Consider the following 22,075-nt stretch of genomic DNA (forward strand, 5'->3'; position numbering starts at 1 on the left):
GCACCGTTGTGTCGCCAGGATAACTACTTGGTCACCAGCTCGACCGGAGTTTCGATAACGCCGTTGATACCGCTGTCGACTTTTTCGCCCTTGAGGATCTTCAGCGCCGTCTCGATGCCGAACACGGCCTGCTTGGCGGCGAACTGGTCGGCCGTCGCCAGGACACGACCATCCTTGAGCATCGGCTTGATGGCATTGATGTTGTCGTAGCCGACTACCTGCACCTTGCCCGCCTTGCCCGCCGCGCGCACGGCCGATACAGCGCCGACCGCCATGCTGTCGTTACCGGCCAGCAGGGCCTTGATGTTCGGGTATTCGCTGAGCATCGACGCGGCAACCTGGTTGCCCTTGTTGATTTCCCAGTCACCCGATTGCAGGGAAACGACCTTGACCTGCGCCGCCTCCATCGCGTCCTTGAAGCCCGCGGTGCGTGCCTGGGCATTGGTGGTGGTGGACACGCCTTCGATGATGCCGACTTCGTCACCGGCCTTGAGCTGCTTGGCCAGGTACTCGCCCACCAGGCGCGCCCCTTTGCGGTTGTCCGGGCCTACGAACGGCACATTGATGTTCTTGCTTTTGACGACGGCCGGATCGAGCTGGTTATCGATGTTGATCACGGTGATGCCAGCGTCGACGGCTTTCTTGATCACCGGCACCATGGCCTTGGAATCCGCTGGCGCGATGATCAGCGCATCGACCTTGGACACGATCATCTGCTCGACGATGCGAATCTGGTTGGCAGTGTCGGTTTCATCCTTGATCCCGTTGGAGATCAGGTCGAAATCGGCGGAGTGTTCCTTCTGATAAGCCTTGGCGCCGTCTTCCATGGTCAGGAAGAACTCGTTGGCCAGGGATTTCATGACCAGGGCGACCTTGGGTTTTTCTGCGGTCTGGGCGAATGCCGAGGAGATAGGCAGCGCAGCGGATGCGGCCGCGAGCATGGCAACAGCGAGAAGGCGTCCAGCGAATGGCAACTTCATGGGTTCACTCCGATCTTATGATTATTGTGAGCAAATCAATGCACGGAACGCCGCGCAAACGTTTGCGTGAAGTGAACTATGGTAAGGCTTCGGGGATTTGTCAACGTTGCGGTTTCATCCGCAACGTCGCAGTTCAGGCCGTCGTATTGACCACCGTACCCGAACTGGCGCCCTTTGCCAGCTCCGTGACCAAACGGCCGGTGACCTCCAGCAACGCGCCACTGGTGTCGGCGATCTGTCCCTGGGCCGCCATGACCGCCGAGGTCTTGGCTTCCGCCGTTGGGTAGTCGCGCGCCTGTGCGGCGGCCAGTTGTTGCTGCTGCTCCCTGAGCTGTTGCTGAAGCTCTTGCATCCGCTTGAGCAAAATCTGGACGGCAATGCTCTGGGTGCTGCCGCTCTCTTGTGCCTGATCGGTCGCTTCCGCGCCCGCCCCCGCACGGACTTTGCCGGGCGTTTGCGTCTCGCCAAGGGCCTCATCGGCGGCCTCGGTACTCGCCTCATTCAAGGCCTTCAGGGTGGCTGCGGACTGACCGCCGATGGTCACGGCCGCCGCGTTGGGAAAGCCGACTGTAAACGACATGACAAAACTCCATGGGTGGGATTCCTACGCAGGACATCGCCCGCCAAAGCAATTTCTTTAGCGCTCGCGCAAATCCGCCACAGGCCAGAGCGGTTGATCCACCCATTTATGCCAGCCAATAAAAAATTCCTTTCGCCTACACCAAAACGAAAAAAGTGCTGTCAGACGATTTTCTTGAATTTTAAGCAGTTGCGTAATTGCCTACGGTTAAATACTGTATGCACGTACAGCTTAATAAGGATAATCCTGTGGCCCCGCCCTCCGCTGCAACTACCCCTTTAGATTCCTATACACGACTCGGCCTGCGGGTCTCGAAAATCATCAACGCCCCCACCGCGCAAAAAGCCAAGGCAGCCCTGATCTTCCGTCTTCCCGACGAGCCGGTGGATGAGTGGGAGCGCCTGCTGGAAGAAATCGACGAGAACGACAACGTGACCCTCGCCTATCGCGACGATGGTGGTGTGCAGGTTTTCTGGGTTGTGCCGAAGGAAGATTGAGTCTGATGAGTGTTCGCTGTTTAGCTTTTTTGCTTGTGTTTATCGCCATGGGCGCACAGGCCGGTGCTCCGCGCACCTTCAACGAAGCCAAGAAAGTCGCCTGGAAACTCTACGCGCCACAATCCACCGAGTTTTACTGTGGCTGCAAATACACCGGCAATCGCGTGAACCTGGCCGCCTGCGGTTATGTACCGCGCAAGAATGCCAGCCGCGCCGCTCGCATCGAGTGGGAGCATATTGTCCCGGCGTGGCAGATCGGCCATCAGCGTCAATGCTGGCAACAAGGGGGTCGCAAGAACTGCACCCGCTATGACCCGGTCTATCAACGGGCCGAGGCCGACCTGCACAACCTGGTGCCGAGCATCGGGGAAGTGAACGGTGATCGCAGCAATTTCAGTTTCGGCTGGCTGCCGGTGCAGAAGGGTCAGTACGGCTCATGCCTGACCCAGGTGGACTTCAAGGCCAAGAAGGTCATGCCCCGCCCTTCTATCCGGGGCATGATCGCCCGGACCTATTTCTACATGAGCAAGCAATATGGCCTGCGCCTCTCGAATCAGGACCGGCGCTTGTATGAGGCCTGGGACAAGACCTACCCGGTCGAAAGCTGGGAGCGTCAGCGCAACCAGAGCGTGGCGTGCGTCATGGGCCGCGGGAACGAGTTCGTGGGGCCGGTGGACATGAAGGCCTGCGGCTGAGCTGGCATTTATGAAACTGTGGGAGCGAGCTTGCTCGCGATAGGGGCATGTCAGTCAACATCAACATTGGCTGATCCACCGCTATCGCGAGCAAGCTCGCTCCCACAGGTTTTGTGGCTTGACTGGCTTATTTGTGCTGCCCGATTACTGGGCCGTCGGGTAATCCACCACCAACGTCTCGATGTTGCGTTTTTTCGCCCGGACCAGGGCAGCCGTCACCTGTTCCTGCTTGGCTTCGGCCTCAGCCTTGGAGCTGAAAGGACCGACCAGGACGCGCTCCTTGCCGTTTTCCCGCACCACGTTCGACATGAAGCTGTGTTCGATGAGCCAACCGGTCAGGTCGCTGACCGCCTGCGGCGTTTCGCCGCGAACCTCGACGGCCCACTGCGGCGCGGCAGCGGCGGCCGGTGCGGAGGTCGCTACGGGTTTGGGTTTCGGTGCTTCGACGTCACGCCCCTCACCGCATCCTGCCAGCACCAATACCGCAATAACCCAAGCCAATTTGCGCACAACGTTTCCCTCGGAAGACATGAGGGACGGATTTTAGCACCCGTGCCCCTCAAGATCGCCGCAAACAGTGCTCAAAACACGAGAATCCTGCCCGGCGTCTCTGTATAGTCGCACCCTGGGAATTAATGCTGCATCTGTACGTCAGAAAGAGGCACCCACATTGTGACACTTAGCACTAATCTATAAGCAGTACCGACATCTGCACTGTCTGAATCAGGTGCCCTATAAAGCAATCAAGGAGAACACCATGCTGATACTCACCCGCAAAGTCGGTGAAAGCATAAACATTGGTGACGACATCACGATCACCATTCTGGGCGTTAGCGGCCAACAGGTCCGGATCGGCATCAACGCCCCGAAAAACGTTGCGGTGCATCGCGAAGAGATTTACCAGCGTATTCAGGCGGGCCTCACTGCCCCCGACAAGCCGCAAACTCCCTGAGCCTTGCTGCAGTCCGTAGCCAGCCCGTTTGCATCGCCGCAATGGCTGGCTAAAGATTCTGGTCGACCGTGTCTTACCCTGCCCATCCCACTTCTTTTCGTCCAGCCCGTTGAACCGATACTAATGACATGGCGCTTAGCATGGCTGTCAGACGTTTCGTTTTAATGATGACGAAGCGGGCGTTCGCGGCCGGTCAACCCAGGCTCACGCCCCGCGCCATGCCCGTGGCGGCGATCATCATCAAGATCAGCAACAAAGCCTCGATGTGGCTGATCCGTGCAAACCGGCCAGCTTTCGAAGGATCGATCGCAGCCCCTTTGCTCAGCGCCATCCGCCATTTGATCAGGGCGATCATTGGCGCGATCTCAAGCAACAGGATCAGCAGGAGCAAGGTCATCTTCAGGTGAAACAGCGGTTGGTGCAGGTAATAATCCGTGCCTTTTTCGTACCCGCCAAACGCCCGCATCCCACCAGTCACCAACAACACCAGCGCCGACAGGCCCCACAGATTGTCAGCGACCAAGACACTCCGAACCGCATCCACACCGCTCGCCAGGCGTCGCAGCGCCGTGCCGCGCGTCAGCACCGCCCAGAACCCGAGGGCGAAGGCCAGCAGATGAATTGCCGCGAGAGACCAATGAGCCAACATGGAAGAACCCTGTCAGAGAGAACGTCGAATCGACCTGACAGTACTAGCTCATAAAACAATGAATGCCAGGCTGGTCACAAAAAAATGTGGGAGCGGGCTTGCTCGCGATGGCGGTGTATCAGTCGACAATAATGTTGTCTGACATTCCGCTATCGCGAGCAAGCTCGCTCCCACAGGGGTATTGCGAACGTTAAAAGATTTTAGTCCGCCAGACGCCAGGTCGTGCCGCCCTTCCCATCTTCCAGCACCACGCCCATGGCAGTGAGCTGGTCGCGGATGCGGTCGGATTCGGCCCAATCCTTGCTGGCGCGCGCAGTCAGGCGCGCCTGGATCAACGCCTCGACTTCGGCGGCATCCACGCGGCCTTCAGCGCCAGCCTGCAGGAAGTCATCGGCTTCGAGCTGCAACACACCCAGTACGCTGGCCAGTTCTTTCAGGCGGGCCGCCAGACCGGCCGCGGCATTGAGATCGCTCTCACGCAGGCGGTTGATCTCACGCACCATCTCGAACAGCACCGCGCACGCTTCCGGCGTGCCGAAGTCGTCGTTCATCACTTCAGTGAAACGCGCCACGAACGCTTCGCCACCGGCGGCCGGCACGCTCGGCAGGCCCTTCAACGCGTGATAGAAACGCTCCAGGGCACCCTTGGCGTCCTTGAGGTTGTCTTCCGAGTAGTTGATGGCGCTGCGGTAGTGGCTCGACACCAGCAGGTAACGCACGACTTCCGGGTGGTACTTGTCGAGCACGTCGCGGATGGTGAAGAAGTTGTTCAAGGACTTGGACATCTTCTCGCCGTTGATCCGGATCATGCCGCAATGCATCCACGCGTTGGCGTAGGTCTTGCCGGTGGCCGCTTCGCTCTGGGCGATTTCGTTTTCGTGGTGCGGGAACTCCAGGTCGCTGCCGCCGCCATGAATGTCGAAGGTCTCGCCCAGGCAGCAGGTGGACATCACCGAGCATTCGATGTGCCAGCCCGGACGCCCGGCGCCCCATGGCGATTCCCAGCTCGGCTCACCCGGCTTGGCGCCCTTCCACAGCACGAAGTCCAGCGGGTCTTCTTTCGACTCGTCGACTTCGATACGCGCGCCGATGCGCAGGTCTTCGATCTTCTTGCGCGACAGCTTGCCGTAGCCCATGAACTTGGCAACGCGGTAGTACACGTCGCCATTGCCCGGTGCGTAGGCGTAGCCCTTGTCGATCAAGGTCTGGATCATGCTCAGCATGCCAGGGATGTGGTCCGTGGCACGGGGCTCCAGGTCCGGCTTGAGGATATTGAGGCGCGCCTCATCCTCGTGCATGGCCTTGATCATGCGCTCGGTCAGCGCATCGTAAGGCTCGCCGTTTTCGCGGGCACGGTTGATGATCTTGTCTTCGATGTCGGTGATGTTGCGCACGTAGGTCAGGTCATAACCGCTGAACCGCAGCCAGCGGGTTACCAGGTCGAAGGCGACCATGCTGCGACCATGACCAATGTGGCAGTAGTCGTACACGGTCATGCCGCAGACGTACATGCGGACCTTGTTGCCATCCAGCGGCTTGAAGACTTCTTTGCTCTTGGTGAGCGTGTTGTAGATCGTAAGCACAGGGTTTCCCTTAAGACTTGATCACTGACCCCAGGAATCGCGCAAGGTCACGGTACGGTTGAATACCGGAGCACCGGGTTTCGAGTCCTTGATATCCGCGCAGAAGTAACCTTCGCGCTCGAACTGGAAACGGTCTTCCGGCTGTGCGTTGCCCAGCGAAGGCTCGGCACGACAACCAGTGAGTACTTGCAGGGAGTCAGGGTTGATGTTGTCCAGGAAGCTGGCGCTGTCTTCGGCCTTTTCCGGGTTCGGCGAACGGAACAGGCGATCGTAGAGGCGCACTTCGCACTCGACGCTGGCGGCGGCCGGCACCCAGTGGATCACGCCCTTGACCTTGCGACCTTCCGGGTTCTTGCCCAGTGTGTCGGGATCGTACGAGCAACGCAGTTCGACGATGTTGCCGTCGGCGTCCTTGATGGCCTCGTCGGCGCGGATCACGTAGCTGCCACGCAGGCGCACTTCGCCGGTAGGCTCCAGGCGCTTGTAGCCTTTAGGCGGCTCTTCCATGAAGTCGTCACGGTCGATGTAGATTTCCCGGGCAAACGGCAGGACGCGCACGCCCATGTCTTCTTTCGGGTGGCGCGGCAGTTCGAGGTTCTCGACCTGGCCTTCCGGGTAATTGGTGATGACCACTTTCAGCGGACGCAGCACGCACATGGCGCGCGGGGCGCTGTGGTCGAGGTCGTCACGGATGCTGAATTCCAGCATGCCGAAGTCCACCACGCCGTCGGAACGGTTGGTGCCGACCATTTCGCAGAAATTGCGGATCGACTTGGGGGTGTAGCCGCGACGACGGAAGCCCGACAGCGTCGACATGCGCGGGTCATCCCAGCCGTTGACGTGCTTCTCGTCCACCAGTTGCTTGAGCTTGCGCTTGCTGGTGATGGTGTAGTTCAGGTTCAGGCGGCTGAATTCGTACTGGCGCGGGGTGGCCGGCACCGGCAGGTGCTCGAGGAACCACTCGTACAACGGACGATGGCTTTCGAACTCCAGGGTGCAGATCGAATGCGTGATGCCTTCGATGGCGTCCGACTGGCCGTGGGTGAAGTCATAGTTGGGGTAAATGCACCATTTGTCGCCGGTCTGGTGGTGATGGGCGTGACGGATGCGGTACATGATCGGGTCGCGCAGGTTCATGTTCGGCGAAGCCATGTCGATCTTGGCACGCAGCACCCGAGCGCCGTCCGGGAACTCACCGGCGCGCATACGGGCGAACAGGTCCAGGTTCTCTTCCACGCTGCGGTCACGGAACGGGCTGTTCTTGCCCGGCTCGGTCAGGCTGCCACGGTATTCCTTGGCCTGCTCGGGGGTCAGGTCGCACACGTAGGCGTTGCCGGCCTTGATCAGTTCCACTGCCCAGTCATGCAACTGGTCGAAATATTGCGAGGCGTAGCGCACCTCACCGGACCATTGGAAGCCCAGCCATTTGACGTCGCTTTCGATCGCGTCGATGTATTCCTGGTCTTCCTTGGCCGGGTTGGTGTCGTCGAAACGCAGGTGCGTGACGCCGCCGAACTCCTGGGCCAGGCCGAAATTCACGCAGATCGACTTGGCATGGCCGATGTGCAGGTAGCCGTTGGGTTCTGGCGGGAAGCGAGTGACGATCTGTGTGTGCTTACCCGAGTCCAGGTCCGCCTGGATGATCGGGCGCAGGAAGTTGACCGGCACGGCCGGGCCGGTCTTGGAATTCGAGGTAGGGTCGACAGTGGGCTTGCTCATAGGATCCTTGAACAGACAAGTGCGCGGCCGGGTGCGGCCTGATAAATCAAAGCCCGTATCATAGCCGATGCTGTCAAGCACCTGACAGGCCAGGCCGGCAAACGATTGAATTTAATCGACGGCCAGATGAAAAACAGCCTCGAAATTCGTGCCCGGCACGCTAAACTGCCCAGCCTGGCCGATTACAGCCAGACCGGTTGCGGGCAGTGAAGCCCCGAAACCCACGAATTCCTTGAAAGAGTACCGATCATGAGCAAAGTCAAACTGACCACCAACCACGGCGACATCGTCCTGCAACTGAACGCCGAGAAGGCACCGCTGACCGTTGCCAACTTCGTCGAGTACGTCAAGGCCGGCCATTACGAAAACACCGTGTTCCACCGCGTCATCGGCAACTTCATGATCCAGGGCGGCGGTTTCGAGCCCGGCATGAAGGAAAAGAAAGACAAGCGCCCAAGCATCCAGAACGAAGCCGACAACGGCCTGCCGAACAAAAAGTACAGCGTTGCCATGGCCCGTACCATGGAGCCGCATTCGGCCTCCGCGCAGTTCTTCATCAACGTGGCGGACAACAGCTTCCTGAACCACAGCGGCAAGACCACCCAGGGCTGGGGCTATGCAGTGTTCGGTGAAGTGATCGAAGGCACCGACGTGGTCGACAAGATCAAAGGCGTTTCCACCACGTCCAAGGCCGGCCACCAGGATGTCCCGGCAGAAGACGTGATCATCGAGAAAGCCGAGATCATTGAGTGATATTGCTGATTTCAGACTTGCATCTGGAAGAGGAGCGCCCGGACATCACCCGGGCGTTTCTGGATTTACTCGCCACACGCGCCCGCTCGGCGCAAGCGTTGTACATTCTGGGCGACTTTTTCGAAGCCTGGATCGGCGACGATGCCATGACGCCGTTCCAGCGTTCCATCTGCCAGGCCCTGCGCGAATTGAGCGACAGCGGCACGGCCATCTTCCTGATGCACGGCAATCGCGACTTCATGCTGGGTCAGGCCTTTTGCAAAGCGGCCGGCTGCACCCTGCTCAAGGACCCGAGTGTCGTGCAGTTCAATGGCGAGCCGGTGCTGCTGATGCACGGCGACAGCCTCTGCACCCGCGACGAAGGCTACATGAAGCTGCGGCGCTGGCTGCGCAACCCGGTCACGCTGTTCGTCCTGCGGCACCTGCCGCTGGGCAGCCGCCAGAAGCTGGCGCGCAAACTGCGCAGCGAAAGCCGCACGCAGACACGCATGAAAGCCAATGACATCGTCGACGTCACGCCCGAAGAGATCCCACGGATCATGCAGCAATACGGCGTGAAGACCTTGATCCACGGCCACACCCATCGGCCCGCCATCCACAAGTTGCAACTGGGCGAACACGCCGCCCGGCGCATTGTGCTGGGGGATTGGGACAAGCAAGGCTGGGCGTTGCAGGTGGACGAACAGGGGTTTGCGTTGGCGCCGTTTGGGTTTGGTAATGCGCAGTTGGCGTTGCCAAGCACCTAAAGACCGCAGATCTCCTTTGTGGGCGCGAGCCTGTGGGAGCAAAGCTTGCTCGCGATGAACGATGACACGGTCTTGCAGTTGAACCATGTCGCCTGCATCGCGGGCAAGCCTTGCTCCCACAGGTACGCTCCCACAGGGTGTTGTGTGTGGATCAATGCCCCGCCGATGCAGGCCCAGCCTTCGCCGCGAACGGCGGCTTCGCCAGCCACACCAGCACGATCAACCCCATGAACGCCCAACCCAGCAGCGTGAAGTAATCCACGGTGGAGAGCATGTACGCCTGGCTGTTGAGGACCTGCTCGAGCCGGGCATAGGCCGGGGCACTCGCACCACCGAGTTGGTTGAGTGCTTCGCGGGTGGCCGGCTCGAAAGTGCTGATGCTTTCGCTCAGGTAGGCGTGATGCTGGTCGGCCCGGCGGATCCAGATCCAGGTGGTCAGGGACGCGGCAAAGCTGCCACCCAGGGTCCGCAGGAACGTCGCCAGCCCCGCGCCGTCGGCAATCTGGTGCGGCGGCAGGTCCGACATCAGGATGCTCAGGGTCGGCATGAAGAACAGCGCCACGCCGATGCCCATGAACAACTGCACCATCGCAATGTGCTGGAAATCCACCTCGTTGGTGAACCCGGCCCGCATGAAGCAGCTCAGGCCGATGGCCAGGAACGCCAGCCCGGCCAACACGCGCAGGTCGAACCGGTGGGCGTACTTGCCGACGAAAGGCGACATCAGCACCGGCAGGATACCGATGGGCGCCACCGCCAGCCCGGCCCAGGTCGCGGTGTAGCCCATCTGGGTCTGCAACCACTGCGGCAGGATCAGGTTGATGCCGAAGAACCCGGCGTAGCCCCCCACCAGCACAATGGTGCCGATGCGAAAGTTGCGATAGGCGAACAGGCGGAGATTGACCACCGGGTGACGGTCGGTCATTTCCCAGATCACGAACACCGCCAGGGCAATGATCGAAATCAGCGCACCAATGATGATGAAGTTCGACTCGAACCAGTCCAGGTCGTTGCCTTTGTCGAGAATCACCTGGAGCGCGCCAACGCCAATGATCAGCGTGATCAACCCCACGTAATCCATCGGTTGATGGCTGGTGACCACCGGCCGCGCCTTGAGCTGCTGTTGCACCACGAGCGCGGCGAAGACGCCGATGGGCACGTTGATGAAGAAGATCCACGGCCAGCTGTAGCTGTCGGTGATCCAGCCGCCGAGGATCGGCCCGGCAATCGGCGCCACCACCGTGACCATCGCCAGCAACGCCAGGGCCATGCCGCGCCTGGCCGGCGGGTACACGGCAATCAGCAAGGTCTGGGTCATCGGGTACAACGGCCCGGCCACCAGCCCTTGAAGTACACGAAAGCCGATCAGCTCCGGCATCGAGGTGGAAATACCACACAAGAACGACGCGAGCACGAACAGCATCGTCGCCCACAAAAACAGTTTCACCTCGCCAAACCGCCGGCTCAGCCAGCCGGTAAGCGGCAAGGCGATGGCGTTGCTCACCGCGAACGAGGTGATCACCCAAGTGCCCTGCTCCGAGCTGACACCCAGGTTGCCGGAAATAGTCGGCAAGGCAACGTTGGCGATGGTGGTGTCGAGCACTTGCATGAACGTCGCAAGCGACAGCCCGATGGTGCTGAGCAACAGGCTGGGCGGCGTGAAAGACGCGTTATTGCTCATTGCGAAATCCTATGAAGCGAAGGTGGCGAAATCCCTTAGGGCAAGACACAAACCCTGTGGGAGCCAGGCTGTTGGCTGTGTGGGAGCAAAGCCAACAGCCTTGCTCCCACAGGTTTCAGAGGTTGGCCTGCAATTGCGATCAGCGCTGCACGGTCTTGCTCGCCACCGCACTGTTGTCGTGGATCAGGCGGGCGATCATCGCGTCGGCATCGGTCAGCTGCTGGTCGTAGACCTGGGTGCTGAACGAGGCTTTCTGCGGTGGCTGCTGGGCCAGTACCGGGCCGCTCTGGTCGTGCAGGTCGACACTGACCAGGGTCGACAGGCCGACCCGCAGCGGATGCTTGGCCAGCTCCTGGGCATTGATGTGAATGCGCACCGGCACCCGCTGGACGATCTTGATCCAGTTACCGGTGGCGTTCTGCGCCGGCAGCAAGGCAAATGCGCTGCCGGTCCCGGCGCCGAGGCTGTCGATGGTGCCGCTGTACTTCACATCGCTGCCGTACAGGTCGGCTTCGATGTCCACTGGCTGGCCGATGCGCATGTCGCGCAGTTGGGTTTCCTTGAAGTTGGCGTCGATCCACAGCTGATCCAGCGGGATCACCGCCATCAACGCCGTACCCGGCTGCACCCGTTGGCCCAGTTGCACGGTGCGCTTGGCGACATAACCGGTGACGGGTGCGATCAAGGTACTGCGGGCGTTGGCCAGGAAGGCCTGGCGCAGTTGCGCGGCGGCGGACTGCACATCGGGATGGGACGACACCACGGTATCGTCCACCAAGGCGCTGGTGGTCTTGAGCTGTTGCCGGGCATTGGCCAAGGCGTTCTGCGCCGAGGTCAGGTCATCCCGGGCGTGAGACAGTTCCTCCTTGGAAATCGCCCCGCCGGCCGCCAGGTTCTTGCGTCGGCTGTAGTTTTCCTGGGCCTTCTGCACTTCGGCCTCTTGCGCATTGACCTGCGCCCGCATGCCATCGACGTTGCTGTACAAGCCACGCACCTGGCGCACGGTCCGGGCCAGGTTGGCCTGGGCACTTTGCAGCCCGACTTCGGCATCGTTCGGGTCGAACTGCACCAGCACCTGGCCTTCACGCACCAGGTCGCCGTCGTCGGCCCCGATGCTCACCACGGTGCCGGTGACCAGCGGTGTGATCTCCACCACGTTGCCGTTCACATAGGCATCGTCGGTGCTTTCGCTCCAGCGGCCATACAGTTCGTGCCAGGCCCAGACGCCCAGGCCCGAGAGAATGACCAGCAGCGTCAGTGTCAGCAGCATGACCTTGCGCTTGCGTGGGTTGCTGTCTTGCGCATGTTCGGATTGAGTCGTTTCGGCAGTCGCCATGACAAGTACCTCGAATCAGTTATTTGGCGTGGTAGCAGCCGGGGTGGCCGCCGCCAGGGTCTGGGCTTCGAAACCACCGCCCAGGGCCTGCATCAGTTGGATCGACAAATCGATCTGGTCGGCATTCAGGTTCGCCAGTTGGCGCTGGGCCTGGAGCAATTGCTGCTCGATGCTCAGCACGTCCAGGTAATTACCGATGCCCGAGCCGTAGCGCTGGACCACCGTGTCGTAGGAGCTCTGTGCAATATCAGTGGCATGTTGCTGGGCGCCGATCTGGCGAGCGATGTCACGCAATTGGTTGATGGTGTCGCTGACATCGCCAAGGGCCGTGACCAGGCTCTTGTTGTATTGCGCCACCGCCAGGTCGTAATCGGCGTCCCGGGCATCCAGGTCCGCCCGCAAGCGGCCGCCATCGAAGATCGGCAGCGACACCGTCGGCCCAACATTGAAGAAGCGGCTGGCCGAACCGAACATCGCATCGCCAAGCAACGACCGGGTTCCGGCGGCTGCGCTCAAGTTGAGATTGGGGTAGAAGTTGGTCTTGCCAGCCTCGATGTTCTTGCTCGCCGCCTCGACCCGCCAGCGTGCCGCGACCAGGTCCGGACGCCGCCCCAGCAACTCGGCCGGCAGGTTCGATGGCAAGGCGACCGCGCTGGCTTGCAGCACGTTGGGCCGGGGGATTTCATTGCCGCGGTCAGGCCCCTTGCCCAGCAACACCGCCAGGGCGATCTTGGCGCTTTGCAGGCGTTTCTCTGCGTCGATCAGGGTTGCATCGGCGCTGGCTTCCAGGCTTTCGGTCTGCTGGAACTGATATTCGCTGTCGATCCCGGCAGTGAGGCGGCGCTTGCCCAGGTCGAGCATCTGCCGGGTGCGCTTGAGGTCCTCTGAGGCCAGGTCATAAATGATGTGGGCCTGGCCCAGGTCGCTGTAGGCCCGGGCCACGTCGGCGGCCAGGGTCAGTTGCGCGGCCTGGCGATCGATCTCGGCGGCGCGGGCCTGGCCGAGGGCGGCTTCCCAGGTGGCACGCTGGCCGCCCCAGAGGTCGAAGTTGTAATTGAAGTCCACACCTAACGTGCGCAGGGTGCTGTACGCCCCGCCCTGCCCTTGCGGGTCCTGGTCACGGGACAGGCGCGAACGGCTGGCACCACCGCTGGCATCGAGGGTCGGCAGGCGCGCCGCGTTGGCGGCATAGGCGGCGGCACTGGCCTGATGGACCCGGGCGCTGGCGATCTGCATATCCGGGCTATCGCGCAGGGCTTCACGAATCAGGCCATCGAGTTGCGGGTCGCCGAGGCTCTTCCACCAATCGCTTTTCGGCCACGCGGCCTGCGACAGCGTGACACCATTCAGCGATTGCCCAGCCTTGAGGCTCTGGGCCTCCAGGCTGACGCCTTCGGTCTTCAGGCCGCTGTAGCTGGCACAGCCAGCCAGGCTCATGGCCAAGACCACCAGGCTTAATCGGGTACGCAAGGTTCTACGCTTCATTTTTCCCCCATTCGCGACACGGTGATGGGGTCACCGGCGGCGAGCAGAATTTTCTTGAGGATCTGTTCGAGGGTTTGCAGCTCCTCGGGGCTGATGGCGCCGGCCAACTGGTTCATGGCTTCGGCACCGATAAACGGCAGGCGATCGGCGAGGGCCTGGCCGGCTTCAGTCAGCACCAGGCGCACTTGCCGGCGGTCCTGGGCGGAGCGTTCACGGGCCAGGAAACCTTTCTGCTCCAGGCGATCGAGCATCCGCGTCATCGAGCCGCTGTCCAGGGACAGGTAACGACACAGCTCGGCCGGCGTCTCGATGCCGTACTGGGCCATGATGATCAACACCTTGAACTGCGCGGCGGTGATGCCGACAGGTTCCATGTGAGTGTCGATGATCCGATCCTTGAGCAGCGCGGTGCGGCCGAGCAGCATGCCGAGATGGCAATTGTGAAAGTTGTCTGGAGTGAAATGCTTCATCTGACCACCGTTTGCTGCCTAGGCAGTGAATGTATGTCGAGATATTACTGCTTAGGCAGCAAATGTCAATCGAATAGTTAGCTTGCTATTCACATGAAGTGAGTGGGAGCTGGTCCTGTGGGAGCAAGGCTTGCCCGCGATAGCATCACCTCGGTTCGACTGATAGACCGAGTTGCCTATATCGCGGGCAAGCCTTGCTCCCACACAAGCCCGCTCCCACAAAGGGGGGTTCGGGGAAGGTTAGAAATCGCGCTTGTAGAAGATGTCCAGCGAGCTGGCGACGCCGCTCGCGGCTTCGAGGTAGACCTTCTTGCTGAGCTTGTAGCGCAGGGCGATGGTGTTGGCCGGCTCGAACACGCCGACGCCGTAGCGCAGGCTGAGTTTTTCCGACAGGTTGCCGCTGGCGACCACGCTGGTGGCATTGCCGCTGCCCTGGGTGTCGAGCTGGAAATCCTCGATCCCCAGGTTATTGGCCAGGCTGGTGGTCACCCCCGAGCTGCCCATCAACCCCAGGCCCAGCGCCGCCTGGGCGAGCATGTTGTTGTCCTCGCCGGTGGTGCTCAGCGGCCGGCCCAGCACCAGGTAGGACAACGCCTGTTCCTGGCTCATGGCCGGTTCCGAGAAGATTTGCGTGGTCGGTTGTTCGGCGCTGCCGCTCAAGCGGATGCCGGCGATCACGTCGTCGGTCTGGCGGATCGCTTCGATGTCCAGGTAGGGCTGGTCGATGGGCCCGGCGAACAGCAGCCGCGCCCGCCGCACTGTCAGCCGTTGCCCGTAGGCCCGATAACGACCGTCGTTGAGCCAGAGCTCGCCGCGGGTGTCCATGTTGTCGCCGATGTGAACCTGGCCCTGCACGTTGGCGGTCAGGCCGAAACCCGAGAACGCGAGCTTGTCCTGGCCGACGATCACGTCGATGTCCATCGCCATGGCCAGCGGCGCCTTGCCCTCTTCGGTCTGGTGGCCGACGATCACCGTGTCATCCGAAACCTTGACGGTGGACGGCGGCAGTTCGCGGATGGTGATCTCGCCTTTGGGCACCAGGACCTTGCCGGCAATGGAAAGCCGCTCACCGTGCATGGTGATGTTCAGGTCGGGCGCCACATCGAGCACCGCATAAGGCTCGACGGTGACTGGCAGTTGCGAACCCTTGAGGGCCAGGTTCATGGTCAGGGCGTCGCCCCAGCCGATGTTGCCGTTCAGGCTGCCCTGCCCGCTCTTGCCACTTTTCCAATTGCCATTGAGCTGCACCGCTTCGCCGGTAATCGCTGCCCGCATCTGCAAGGCTTCAAGGCTGACCGGCAGTTCCGGGCCAGACACTTCACCGTCGCTGAGCACCAGGTTGCCGTTGACCTGGGGCGCAAGCAGACCACCAGACAAGGTTCCGCTGCCGTTCAGGTGACCGGTGAGGGTTTCCACCATCGGCACGAATGGCCGCGCCACGGACAGGTCCAGGCCGGTCAGGCGGAACGAGCCGCTGACGGGTTTGCTGGCCGGTATGGGGTTGATTTGTGCCTGGAGCATCAGTTCGCCGAGCCTGGCGCCGACGAAATTCAGGTCGGTGTCGATGCGCTTGGGGGTCAGGCGGCTGTTGAGCGTCAGGGTCTGGTAGGGGAAGTCCAGCCATTGCGCCTTATCGCCCTCCTTGTCCCGAATCCGTAAAGTACCGCCGCTGGCGTCCACCAGGATCCGGCCATTCGGACCGCTGGCCGGCAGGTCCAGTTGCAGGTCCGCGTTGAGCCGGCCCTGCCAGGCAAAATCCTTGGGCATCCACTGGGCCAGGCTTTCGATGGGGAATTGCTTGAGGTGATAGCGCAACTTCGGTTCCGGCATCAGCCGCTGGTCCTCACCGCACAGGCTGGCCTCGCCTGAACGCCAGCAATGCGCGCTGACGTTGAGCGTGCCATCGGCCAGGCGCTCCAGTTTAGCCGGGGCTTGCAGGCGCCAGGCTTGACCGCCGGCCTGCACGTCGCCGCTGGCCAGGCGCCCGCGCCAATTGCCTTGGTCGAGCGCGCCATCGAGTGCCAGGGTCGTGTCGAGCTGCGGCCCTTGCAAGTCGAGGTTGAGTGCTTGCCGTTTGATGTCGCCCTGTCCGCTGACCGTCAGCACGCCCAGTGACGTTTCGCCGGCGCGGATACCGCTGGCCTTGAGGTCGAGCTTGCCGCGCTGGGCGCTGTCGAGGATCGCATCCAGGTTCAGGCTTTGCAGGCGGTTGTCCTGGAAGGCCAGTTGCGTGCCTTGCAGGCCGAGCTTGCCTTGGGGGGCTTTGAGCGTGCCGGCCACGTCGACACGGCCGACGACTTGGCCGCGCAATTGCGGCCAGAGCTGAGCCAGGCGTGCGAGCTTGATGTCGATCTGGCCGGTCAGCTTCTCTTGCAGGCTGCCGCTGCCGTTGATGCGGTTATCCCCCAGGCGAATATCCAGCGCGCTGAGCTTCCACTGCTCGCCAGCGCCGCTGGCCTTGGCCTGGAACACCGCGGGCTGGCCACGCAGTTTGCCCTTGAGGTCCAGGTCCGCGTCGAGATCGAGGCGATCGTTCTTCATCATCCCTTTGCTGCGCAACGGCCCGGCCAGGGTCCCGGGCAGTTCGCCAAGCCAATACGCCGGGTTGATGGCCGACAGTTGCAGCGCCGTGTCCCAGGCAATGCCCTCGACAAATTGCAGGCTCAGGTGCCCTTCGGCCTTGCCCTGCCCCGCCGCGAGCTTGAGCTGCGGCAAATGGATTTGCGTCAGGTCGCCACTGAACGGGCTGCCCAGGCTGAAGGCCCCGGCGGGTCCGTCCAGCGCGGCCTGGAAGTTGCCCAGGTATTGGCCATCGGTGTAGGAGACTTCGCCGTCGAAGCTGCGCAGCGTCACCTGTGGCTCGTCGATCAGCGGATAGAGGCGATGCCAGGGGAAATCCAGCCAGGCGACTTTCGCCTCGGCGCGCAGGCCTTCGCGCCAGTCCAATTGGCCGCTGAGTTTCAGGCTTTGCTGATCGCCGGCATCCAGATCCAGGCCGGCGATCTGCGCGCCGTTGGCGTCCACCGTGCCTTGCAGCAACAACGCCACCGGCCCTTTTTCGGCGGGCAGCGTCGCCTTGCCGAGCAGTTGATAGCCGTTTTTCAGATCGCCTTCGCCGGTCAATTCCAGTTGATTGAGCAACAACGTGTCGGGCAAATCGGCACTGGCCTTGAAGCCGTCGGCGGTGATGCGCACCTTGGCGGGCAGGTTGTCCGCCAACGGTTGCAGCTCACCGTTCAACTGGCCTTGCAGGTAACCGCTGCTGTCGGCCTTGAGGTTGAGGGTCTTGAGCAGGTTGCCGTCGACTTTCAGGTCCAGGGCCCAGGGCGTTGCGCCCGGCGCCGGCAAGGTCAACCGGCCCTCGGCGTTCAACGGCCAGTCGCCGCCCGGCTTCAGCAGACCGGAGAGTTTCAGGCTCAGCTCATCGCGCTGCAACTGCACCGAATCGATCTGCATGCCCGCGGCGGTCCAGTGGGCAACCAATTGCAGGCCCTTGAGCTGCTCGCTGCCGTTGAACGACAGGCTGCCGACCTGCACGTCGCCCAGTTCGATGGCGAGTGGCAAATCCAGGTCCGGCAAGCTGATCGGGCCGCTGCTCGGCTCATCGGCAGAGGCTGGCAATTGCAAGGCGACCTGGTCGGCCTTGAGCTGTTCGATGCACAAGGTCATGCGTGCCAGGCACAGCGGCGACCAGGCGAATATCAGCCGATCCACTTCCACCCGACTGGCGTCCTGCTGCCACAGCAGGTGATCGGCGCTCCACTGTCCGCCCAGCCGCCCCTGGAAATTCTCCACGGTCAGCCCCGGCACCAGGCCGAGGGCCCAACGGCTGCCCAATGCCGTGCCCAGCACCACGCTCAAGGCCAGCACGAGCGCCACCAGTACCCCGGCGAGCGCCAGCAGCGTTATCTTCAAACCACGCGTCACAGCTCAGGCCCCATGGAAAAGTGCAAGCGGATACCACCGTCGTCGTCCATCGCATGGGCCAGGTCGAGGCGGATCGGACCCACCGGCGAAACCCAGCGCACGCCGACGCCCACGCCGGTCTTGAGGCTCGGCAGTTCAAGGCTGTTGAACGAGTTGCCCTGGTCGATGAACGTCGCCACCCGCCATTTTTCCGCGATTGAATATTGATACTCGAGGCTGCCGGCGACCATGTAGCGACCACCGATACGGTCGCCCTCGGCGTTTTCCGGCGACAGGCTCTGGTAGTCGTAACCCCGCACGCTCTGGTCGCCACCAGCAAAAAAGCGCAGGGACGGCGGGATGGATTTGTAGCCATTGGTGGCGCTGCCGCCGATCTGCGCACGCGCCAGCAAACGATGCTTGTCGAACACCGTGGTCAGGCCCTTGACCATGGCGGTGCCGTATAAAAGGTTGTTGTCCGAGCCGAGCCCTTCCTTGGCGACCTTGGTGTCGAACTGCAAGCGGTAACCGTTGTGCGGATCGATGCGGTTGTCGCTGCGCAGGTAGGAATAGCTGAGGCCCGGCATCAGCAGTGTGCTCAGGCCCGCATCGTCGCCGAGGCGATATTCCTCGCGCTGCCACTTGAGCGACACCACCCGCTGCCAGCCGCTGGGCAACTTGCTGTGCCATTCCGGGCCCACGGTGAGCAGTTTGCTGAGGCTGTCGGTGCCGGCCAGTTCTTCATATTGATAACCGCCGGCGTAACGTATCTTGTCGGTCAGCGGCGGATCCAGCGGCACGTCGTACCACAGGCCGACGTTCTGCCGGGGCGCCGACACTTCCGCTTCCCAGCCATAACTGTGGCCCTGGGGGTTGACCCAGTGACGCGTCCAATTGGCTTTGACCCGTGGGCCGACATCGGTGGAAAAACCCAGGCCCAGGCCCATGGTGCGCGGCTTGCGCGTGTCGAGCTTGACCGCCACCGGGATCACGTTGTCAGTGGCCGCCGTCGGTGCGGCATCCACCCGGACGCCTTCGAAATAACCGCTCGATTGCAGGGCCTGGTTGAGCTCTGCAATGAGTTCGGAGTCGTACGCCGTGCCGGCCTTGAACGGCACCATGCGCTGCAGCAGATCTTCGTCGAACGGCGTATCACCCTCAAAACTCACCGGGCCCAAGGCATAGCGCGGGCCGCTGTCGTAAATCAGTTCGATGTCGGCAATGCCCGCCTGGGGGTCAACCAACAGCTTCTGCTGGGTGAAACGCCCGCTGAAAAAACCATAGCGCGAGGCCTGGTTCTGGATGATTCGCTTGGCGTCTTCGTAGCGCCCATGGTTGAGCACCGCGCCGGGCTTGAGGGCGGCGTTGCTGGGTACGCGAAAGGCTTTGAGCGATGCCGCCGGGCCATCAATGCGCACGGTGACGTTGCGCAAATGCACAGGCTCGCCGGGGTCGATGGTCAGCACCAGGCGTGGGTCCTTGCCGCCCTTGACCTCACTGTCGATCTGCGGCTGGTAGTAGCCCAACGCCTGGGCGGCCTTGCGCGCCTGCTCCTCGGCACCACGGCTGAAGCGCAGCAAGGCCTCCTCGTCACGATCACCCACGCCGCCGATGTAACCTTCTACGTTGGCCTTGAGTTCATCGTTGGACGGCTTGACCCGTACTTCCAATTCGCTGTTTGCCAGCGCTGCGCAACTGAGAGACAGCAGGAGCGCGCCACTGGTCATTCTTCCTGGGAGGTTCATGGCGCGGATGCTATCACGAGCGTAGGTGCTTGATAGAGCCGGACATTTCGCAAAAGTTCGCCAGACTATGCCGTTGCGCTTTGCAGGACCTGCGGGTTGGCGTGGAAGAACACATGCTCGCGGATCGGTCCTACCGCCACTTCACCGATTTCCTCGTAACCCTGGCGTTTATAAAACTCAAGGTAACGTGGGTTGCCGGTGTCCAGCACCACGCCCTGGGAATGCTCGTCCACCGCACACCAGTTATGAACCGCTTCGAGCAACTGTTCGCCGAAATGCTTGCCCTGGAACTGTGGATGCACCCCCAGCAGCGGCAATACATGGACCGCATCCGACGGCAGGCAGGCCAGCACCGCCGCGTGGTATTCCAGGTAGCGCCGGGTGCAACGAAAACCAGTGCTCAAGACCATCCGCAGGCGCCAGGCCCAGCTTTCGGTGATGCCCAGGCGCCGCTGCGGCGGGGCGATCAGGGCGATGCCAATCAGGCGGTCGTTGACCAGCAAGCCGATGGCCGGCAGGTCCTGGAGAAAATGCTGCTTGACCAGCTCACGCACCGTGGCCCGTACCCGCTGTTCATAACCGGGACGCTCGGATTCGAACAGGTAGCTGAAAGTCGGCTCGTGGCGATAGGCCTGGTACAGCAACGAACGGGCTTCACGGGAATAACCACTGTCGAGCATATGGATGTCGGCGATGGCGGTGGCGGTTTCAGGCATGACGGTAGTTCTCCTGGGGCGAGGCTCGATGAGGCCCTGCTCTTATTGAGTACGAACCCGATTGGGTTGCGATCGTTCCTACACCCACAGGACATTAGCAGCGCATTTGTCCTACTGCCACGCTGGCCGTGTTCCGACATGTCAGCTAGCATCGCAGTTTTGCCAGGACAGCCGACCATGAAGATCGTCTCCTTCAACATCAACGGGCTGCGCGCCCGCCCCCATCAGTTGGCGGCGCTGATCGAGAAGCACCAGCCGGACGTGATCGGGCTGCAGGAAACCAAGGTCCACGACGAACAATTCCCCCTGGCCGAGGTGCAGGCCCTGGGCTACCACGTGCATTACCACGGGCAAAAGGGCCATTACGGCGTCGCCCTGCTCTCCCGCCAGGCGCCACTGAGCCTGTACAAGGGCTTCGAGGGCGACGACGAGGATGCCCAGCGGCGCTTCATCTGGGGCACCTTCGCCGATGCCAACGGCGTGCCGGTGACCATCATGAACGGTTATTTCCCACAAGGTGAAAGCCGCGACCACCCGACCAAATTCCCGGCCAAGGAACGTTTCTACAGCGATTTGCAGCAACTGCTGGAAAGCCGCTTCAGCAACGACCAGCCGGTGGTGGTGATGGGCGACGTGAACATTTCCCCGGAAGACTGCGACATCGGCATCGGCCCGGACAACATGAAACGCTGGCTGAAAACCGGCAAATGCAGCTTCCTGCCGGAAGAACGCGAATGGATGGCCCGCCTGAAGAACTGGGGCCTGGTGGACAGCTTCCGCCACCTGAACCCGGACGTCACCGACCGCTTCAGCTGGTTCGACTACCGCAGCCGCGGTTTCGAGGACGAGCCCAAGCGCGGCCTGCGCATCGACCTGATCCTCACCTCCCACGGCCTGCTGCCACGGGTCAAGGACGCCGGCGTGGACTACGAACTGCGAGGCATGGAAAAACCGTCGGACCATGCGCCGATCTGGTTGCAGTTGAGCTGATCAGCAAAACGGCTCGCCAAAGGCGAGCCTGTCTGTCAGAGAGCACCCAGCTGTTTGAACAGGCTCAAGTTGTCCTCGATGTGCCAGTTGGCGACGATTTTTCCTTGGTCGACCTGATAGATATCCGTCGCGATGAACTCCACGGGTTGGCCCTGGCCCCGGAGCTGGTCAAAGGTGCCGGTGAAATGGCCGCGAAAGCGCAGGTGCACCACGACCCGATCCCCCACCACCAACATCTGTTCCACGACACAACTGAGATCCGGCACTGCCCCACGGAAGGCTCGAGACGCCAGTAACGGTCCTTCCGGGCCTTGCTTGCGCCCGGCAGGTGGCGTCTTGTCGATGAAGCCAGGCGCCAGGGCTTCGCGGGCCAGCGCTTCGTCTCCGGTGTGCCAGAACGTGTCATAACGCCGGGCCGCGAGGATCATGGCGGACGCCTGCCGCGCCGACAGGCTCTGGTCGACAATCAGACTCTGGGGCGCCACGAGCGCATCGGTGGCGGCCGAGGCCCCCAGCGACAGGCCCAGGGCCAGGGAAAAACCGGCCAGGCGCAAGCCGCCAGGCAGGGCAAGGAATGAGAACGGCATGGTAG

20 protein-coding genes are annotated in these 22,075 nt (G+C 61.9%); 6 read left to right on the forward strand and 14 right to left on the reverse strand.

Translation table 11 applies throughout. The annotated features are described in order from the left end of the window. Positions 1–23: 23 nt before the first annotated feature. Together KI235_RS20070 and KI235_RS20075 are read right to left on the reverse strand one after the other, a co-directional pair. The gene (locus KI235_RS20070; RefSeq protein ID WP_013693782.1) at positions 24–980 is read right to left on the reverse strand and encodes a sugar ABC transporter substrate-binding protein; all 957 of its coding nucleotides are present in this window, start codon (positions 978–980) and stop codon (positions 24–26) included. 133 nt (positions 981–1,113) lie between these two features. Beyond that, a complete protein-coding gene (locus tag KI235_RS20075) occupies positions 1,114–1,560 on the reverse strand; it encodes a hypothetical protein (protein WP_003203651.1) in 447 nt (148 codons plus the stop codon). Positions 1,561–1,778: 218 nt separating this feature from the next. Between KI235_RS20075 and KI235_RS20080 the strand changes: the two genes are divergently transcribed. Continuing rightward, a complete protein-coding gene (locus KI235_RS20080) occupies positions 1,779–2,057 on the forward strand; it encodes a DUF1654 domain-containing protein (protein ID WP_033033092.1) in 279 nt (92 codons plus the stop codon). Positions 2,058–2,062: 5 nt separating this feature from the next. Then, positions 2,063–2,752 (forward strand): endonuclease I family protein, encoded by a 690-nt coding sequence (locus tag KI235_RS20085; RefSeq protein ID WP_013693784.1) that lies wholly within the window; start codon positions 2,063–2,065, stop codon positions 2,750–2,752. A gap of 144 nt (positions 2,753–2,896) precedes the next feature. Here KI235_RS20085 and KI235_RS20090 read toward each other — a convergent pair whose 3' ends face one another. Then, the gene (locus KI235_RS20090) at positions 2,897–3,262 is read right to left on the reverse strand and encodes a hypothetical protein (RefSeq protein WP_003203657.1); all 366 of its coding nucleotides are present in this window, start codon (positions 3,260–3,262) and stop codon (positions 2,897–2,899) included. Between the two features lie 247 nt (positions 3,263–3,509). On the opposite strand from KI235_RS20090, the gene csrA reads away from it, so the two are divergent. Further along, positions 3,510–3,704: a carbon storage regulator CsrA gene (gene csrA / locus KI235_RS20095; RefSeq protein WP_003179932.1), complete on the forward strand. Its 195-nt coding sequence runs from the start codon at positions 3,510–3,512 to the stop codon at positions 3,702–3,704. A gap of 193 nt (positions 3,705–3,897) precedes the next feature. Here the strand turns inward: csrA and KI235_RS20100 are convergent, their stop codons facing one another. From KI235_RS20100 to KI235_RS20110, 3 genes are all read right to left on the reverse strand, one after another. After that, the gene (locus tag KI235_RS20100) at positions 3,898–4,353 is read right to left on the reverse strand and encodes a DUF2214 family protein (RefSeq protein ID WP_039012622.1); all 456 of its coding nucleotides are present in this window, start codon (positions 4,351–4,353) and stop codon (positions 3,898–3,900) included. Between the two features lie 200 nt (positions 4,354–4,553). Further along, the gene (gene cysS / locus KI235_RS20105; RefSeq protein WP_212795266.1) at positions 4,554–5,936 is read right to left on the reverse strand and encodes a cysteine--tRNA ligase; all 1,383 of its coding nucleotides are present in this window, start codon (positions 5,934–5,936) and stop codon (positions 4,554–4,556) included. Between the two features lie 21 nt (positions 5,937–5,957). Further along, positions 5,958–7,655 (reverse strand): glutamine--tRNA ligase/YqeY domain fusion protein, encoded by a 1,698-nt coding sequence (locus tag KI235_RS20110; RefSeq protein ID WP_003203664.1) that lies wholly within the window; start codon positions 7,653–7,655, stop codon positions 5,958–5,960. A gap of 249 nt (positions 7,656–7,904) precedes the next feature. On the opposite strand from KI235_RS20110, the gene KI235_RS20115 reads away from it, so the two are divergent. Then, positions 7,905–8,408: a peptidylprolyl isomerase gene (locus tag KI235_RS20115; protein ID WP_003203665.1), complete on the forward strand. Its 504-nt coding sequence runs from the start codon at positions 7,905–7,907 to the stop codon at positions 8,406–8,408. Further along, positions 8,405–9,154, forward strand: coding sequence for a UDP-2,3-diacylglucosamine diphosphatase (gene lpxH / locus KI235_RS20120; protein WP_003203667.1), 750 nt, complete (start codon positions 8,405–8,407; stop codon positions 9,152–9,154). Before KI235_RS20115 ends, lpxH begins: the two co-directional genes overlap by 4 nt. 151 nt (positions 9,155–9,305) lie before the next feature. Here the strand turns inward: lpxH and KI235_RS20125 are convergent, their stop codons facing one another. The 7 genes from KI235_RS20125 to KI235_RS20155 form a co-directional block, all read right to left on the reverse strand. Further along, positions 9,306–10,835, reverse strand: a complete 1,530-nt coding sequence (locus KI235_RS20125) for a DHA2 family efflux MFS transporter permease subunit (protein ID WP_003203669.1) — start codon at positions 10,833–10,835, stop codon at positions 9,306–9,308. 139 nt (positions 10,836–10,974) lie between these two features. Further along, a complete protein-coding gene (locus tag KI235_RS20130) occupies positions 10,975–12,171 on the reverse strand; it encodes an HlyD family efflux transporter periplasmic adaptor subunit (protein ID WP_027913010.1) in 1,197 nt (398 codons plus the stop codon). Positions 12,172–12,186: 15 nt separating this feature from the next. Then, positions 12,187–13,656, reverse strand: coding sequence for an efflux transporter outer membrane subunit (locus KI235_RS20135; protein WP_027913009.1), 1,470 nt, complete (start codon positions 13,654–13,656; stop codon positions 12,187–12,189). Further along, entirely contained in the window at positions 13,653–14,126 is a 474-nt protein-coding gene (locus tag KI235_RS20140) for a MarR family transcriptional regulator (protein ID WP_013693787.1), read from the reverse strand. The genes KI235_RS20135 and KI235_RS20140 overlap by 4 nt, the downstream gene beginning before the upstream one ends. A 240-nt stretch (positions 14,127–14,366) precedes the next feature. Then, positions 14,367–18,053: a translocation/assembly module TamB domain-containing protein gene (locus KI235_RS20145; protein ID WP_039012626.1), complete on the reverse strand. Its 3,687-nt coding sequence runs from the start codon at positions 18,051–18,053 to the stop codon at positions 14,367–14,369. Continuing rightward, positions 18,050–19,777 (reverse strand): autotransporter assembly complex family protein, encoded by a 1,728-nt coding sequence (locus KI235_RS20150; protein WP_003203680.1) that lies wholly within the window; start codon positions 19,775–19,777, stop codon positions 18,050–18,052. Before KI235_RS20150 ends, KI235_RS20145 begins: the two co-directional genes overlap by 4 nt. A gap of 65 nt (positions 19,778–19,842) precedes the next feature. Continuing rightward, positions 19,843–20,493 carry a GNAT family N-acetyltransferase gene (locus KI235_RS20155; RefSeq protein ID WP_003203682.1) on the reverse strand — a complete coding sequence of 217 codons (651 nt, stop codon included), beginning with the start codon at positions 20,491–20,493 and terminating at the stop codon, positions 19,843–19,845. Positions 20,494–20,670: 177 nt separating this feature from the next. Between KI235_RS20155 and xthA the strand changes: the two genes are divergently transcribed. Next, positions 20,671–21,483 carry an exodeoxyribonuclease III gene (gene xthA / locus KI235_RS20160; protein WP_003203684.1) on the forward strand — a complete coding sequence of 271 codons (813 nt, stop codon included), beginning with the start codon at positions 20,671–20,673 and terminating at the stop codon, positions 21,481–21,483. Positions 21,484–21,518: 35 nt separating this feature from the next. Here the strand turns inward: xthA and KI235_RS20165 are convergent, their stop codons facing one another. Beyond that, positions 21,519–22,070 (reverse strand): ester cyclase, encoded by a 552-nt coding sequence (locus KI235_RS20165; protein WP_013693791.1) that lies wholly within the window; start codon positions 22,068–22,070, stop codon positions 21,519–21,521. Positions 22,071–22,075 lie beyond the last annotated feature (5 nt).

The sequence above is a fragment of the Pseudomonas sp. St386 genome (assembly GCF_018325865.1).
GTDB lineage: Bacteria > Pseudomonadota > Gammaproteobacteria > Pseudomonadales > Pseudomonadaceae > Aquipseudomonas > Aquipseudomonas brassicacearum.

Bases quoted from the DNA above. Each gene is read 5' to 3' on its own strand.
- KI235_RS20070 (WP_013693782.1), bottom strand. From the start codon at position 980: ATGAAGTTGCCATTCGCTGGACGCCTTCTCGCTGTTGCCATGCTCGCG.
- KI235_RS20075 (WP_003203651.1), bottom strand. From the start codon at position 1,560: ATGTCGTTTACAGTCGGCTTTCCCAACGCGGCGGCCGTGACCATCGGC.
- KI235_RS20080 (WP_033033092.1), top strand. From the start codon at position 1,779: ATGCACGTACAGCTTAATAAGGATAATCCTGTGGCCCCGCCCTCCGCT.
- KI235_RS20085 (WP_013693784.1), top strand. From the start codon at position 2,063: ATGAGTGTTCGCTGTTTAGCTTTTTTGCTTGTGTTTATCGCCATGGGC.
- csrA (WP_003179932.1), top strand. From the start codon at position 3,510: ATGCTGATACTCACCCGCAAAGTCGGTGAAAGCATAAACATTGGTGAC.
- KI235_RS20100 (WP_039012622.1), bottom strand. From the start codon at position 4,353: ATGTTGGCTCATTGGTCTCTCGCGGCAATTCATCTGCTGGCCTTCGCC.
- KI235_RS20110 (WP_003203664.1), bottom strand. From the start codon at position 7,655: ATGAGCAAGCCCACTGTCGACCCTACCTCGAATTCCAAGACCGGCCCG.
- KI235_RS20115 (WP_003203665.1), top strand. From the start codon at position 7,905: ATGAGCAAAGTCAAACTGACCACCAACCACGGCGACATCGTCCTGCAA.
- KI235_RS20125 (WP_003203669.1), bottom strand. From the start codon at position 10,835: ATGAGCAATAACGCGTCTTTCACGCCGCCCAGCCTGTTGCTCAGCACC.
- KI235_RS20130 (WP_027913010.1), bottom strand. From the start codon at position 12,171: ATGGCGACTGCCGAAACGACTCAATCCGAACATGCGCAAGACAGCAAC.
- KI235_RS20135 (WP_027913009.1), bottom strand. From the start codon at position 13,656: ATGAAGCGTAGAACCTTGCGTACCCGATTAAGCCTGGTGGTCTTGGCC.
- KI235_RS20140 (WP_013693787.1), bottom strand. From the start codon at position 14,126: ATGAAGCATTTCACTCCAGACAACTTTCACAATTGCCATCTCGGCATG.
- KI235_RS20150 (WP_003203680.1), bottom strand. From the start codon at position 19,777: ATGAACCTCCCAGGAAGAATGACCAGTGGCGCGCTCCTGCTGTCTCTC.
- KI235_RS20155 (WP_003203682.1), bottom strand. From the start codon at position 20,493: ATGCCTGAAACCGCCACCGCCATCGCCGACATCCATATGCTCGACAGT.
- xthA (WP_003203684.1), top strand. From the start codon at position 20,671: ATGAAGATCGTCTCCTTCAACATCAACGGGCTGCGCGCCCGCCCCCAT.
- KI235_RS20165 (WP_013693791.1), bottom strand. From the start codon at position 22,070: ATGCCGTTCTCATTCCTTGCCCTGCCTGGCGGCTTGCGCCTGGCCGGT.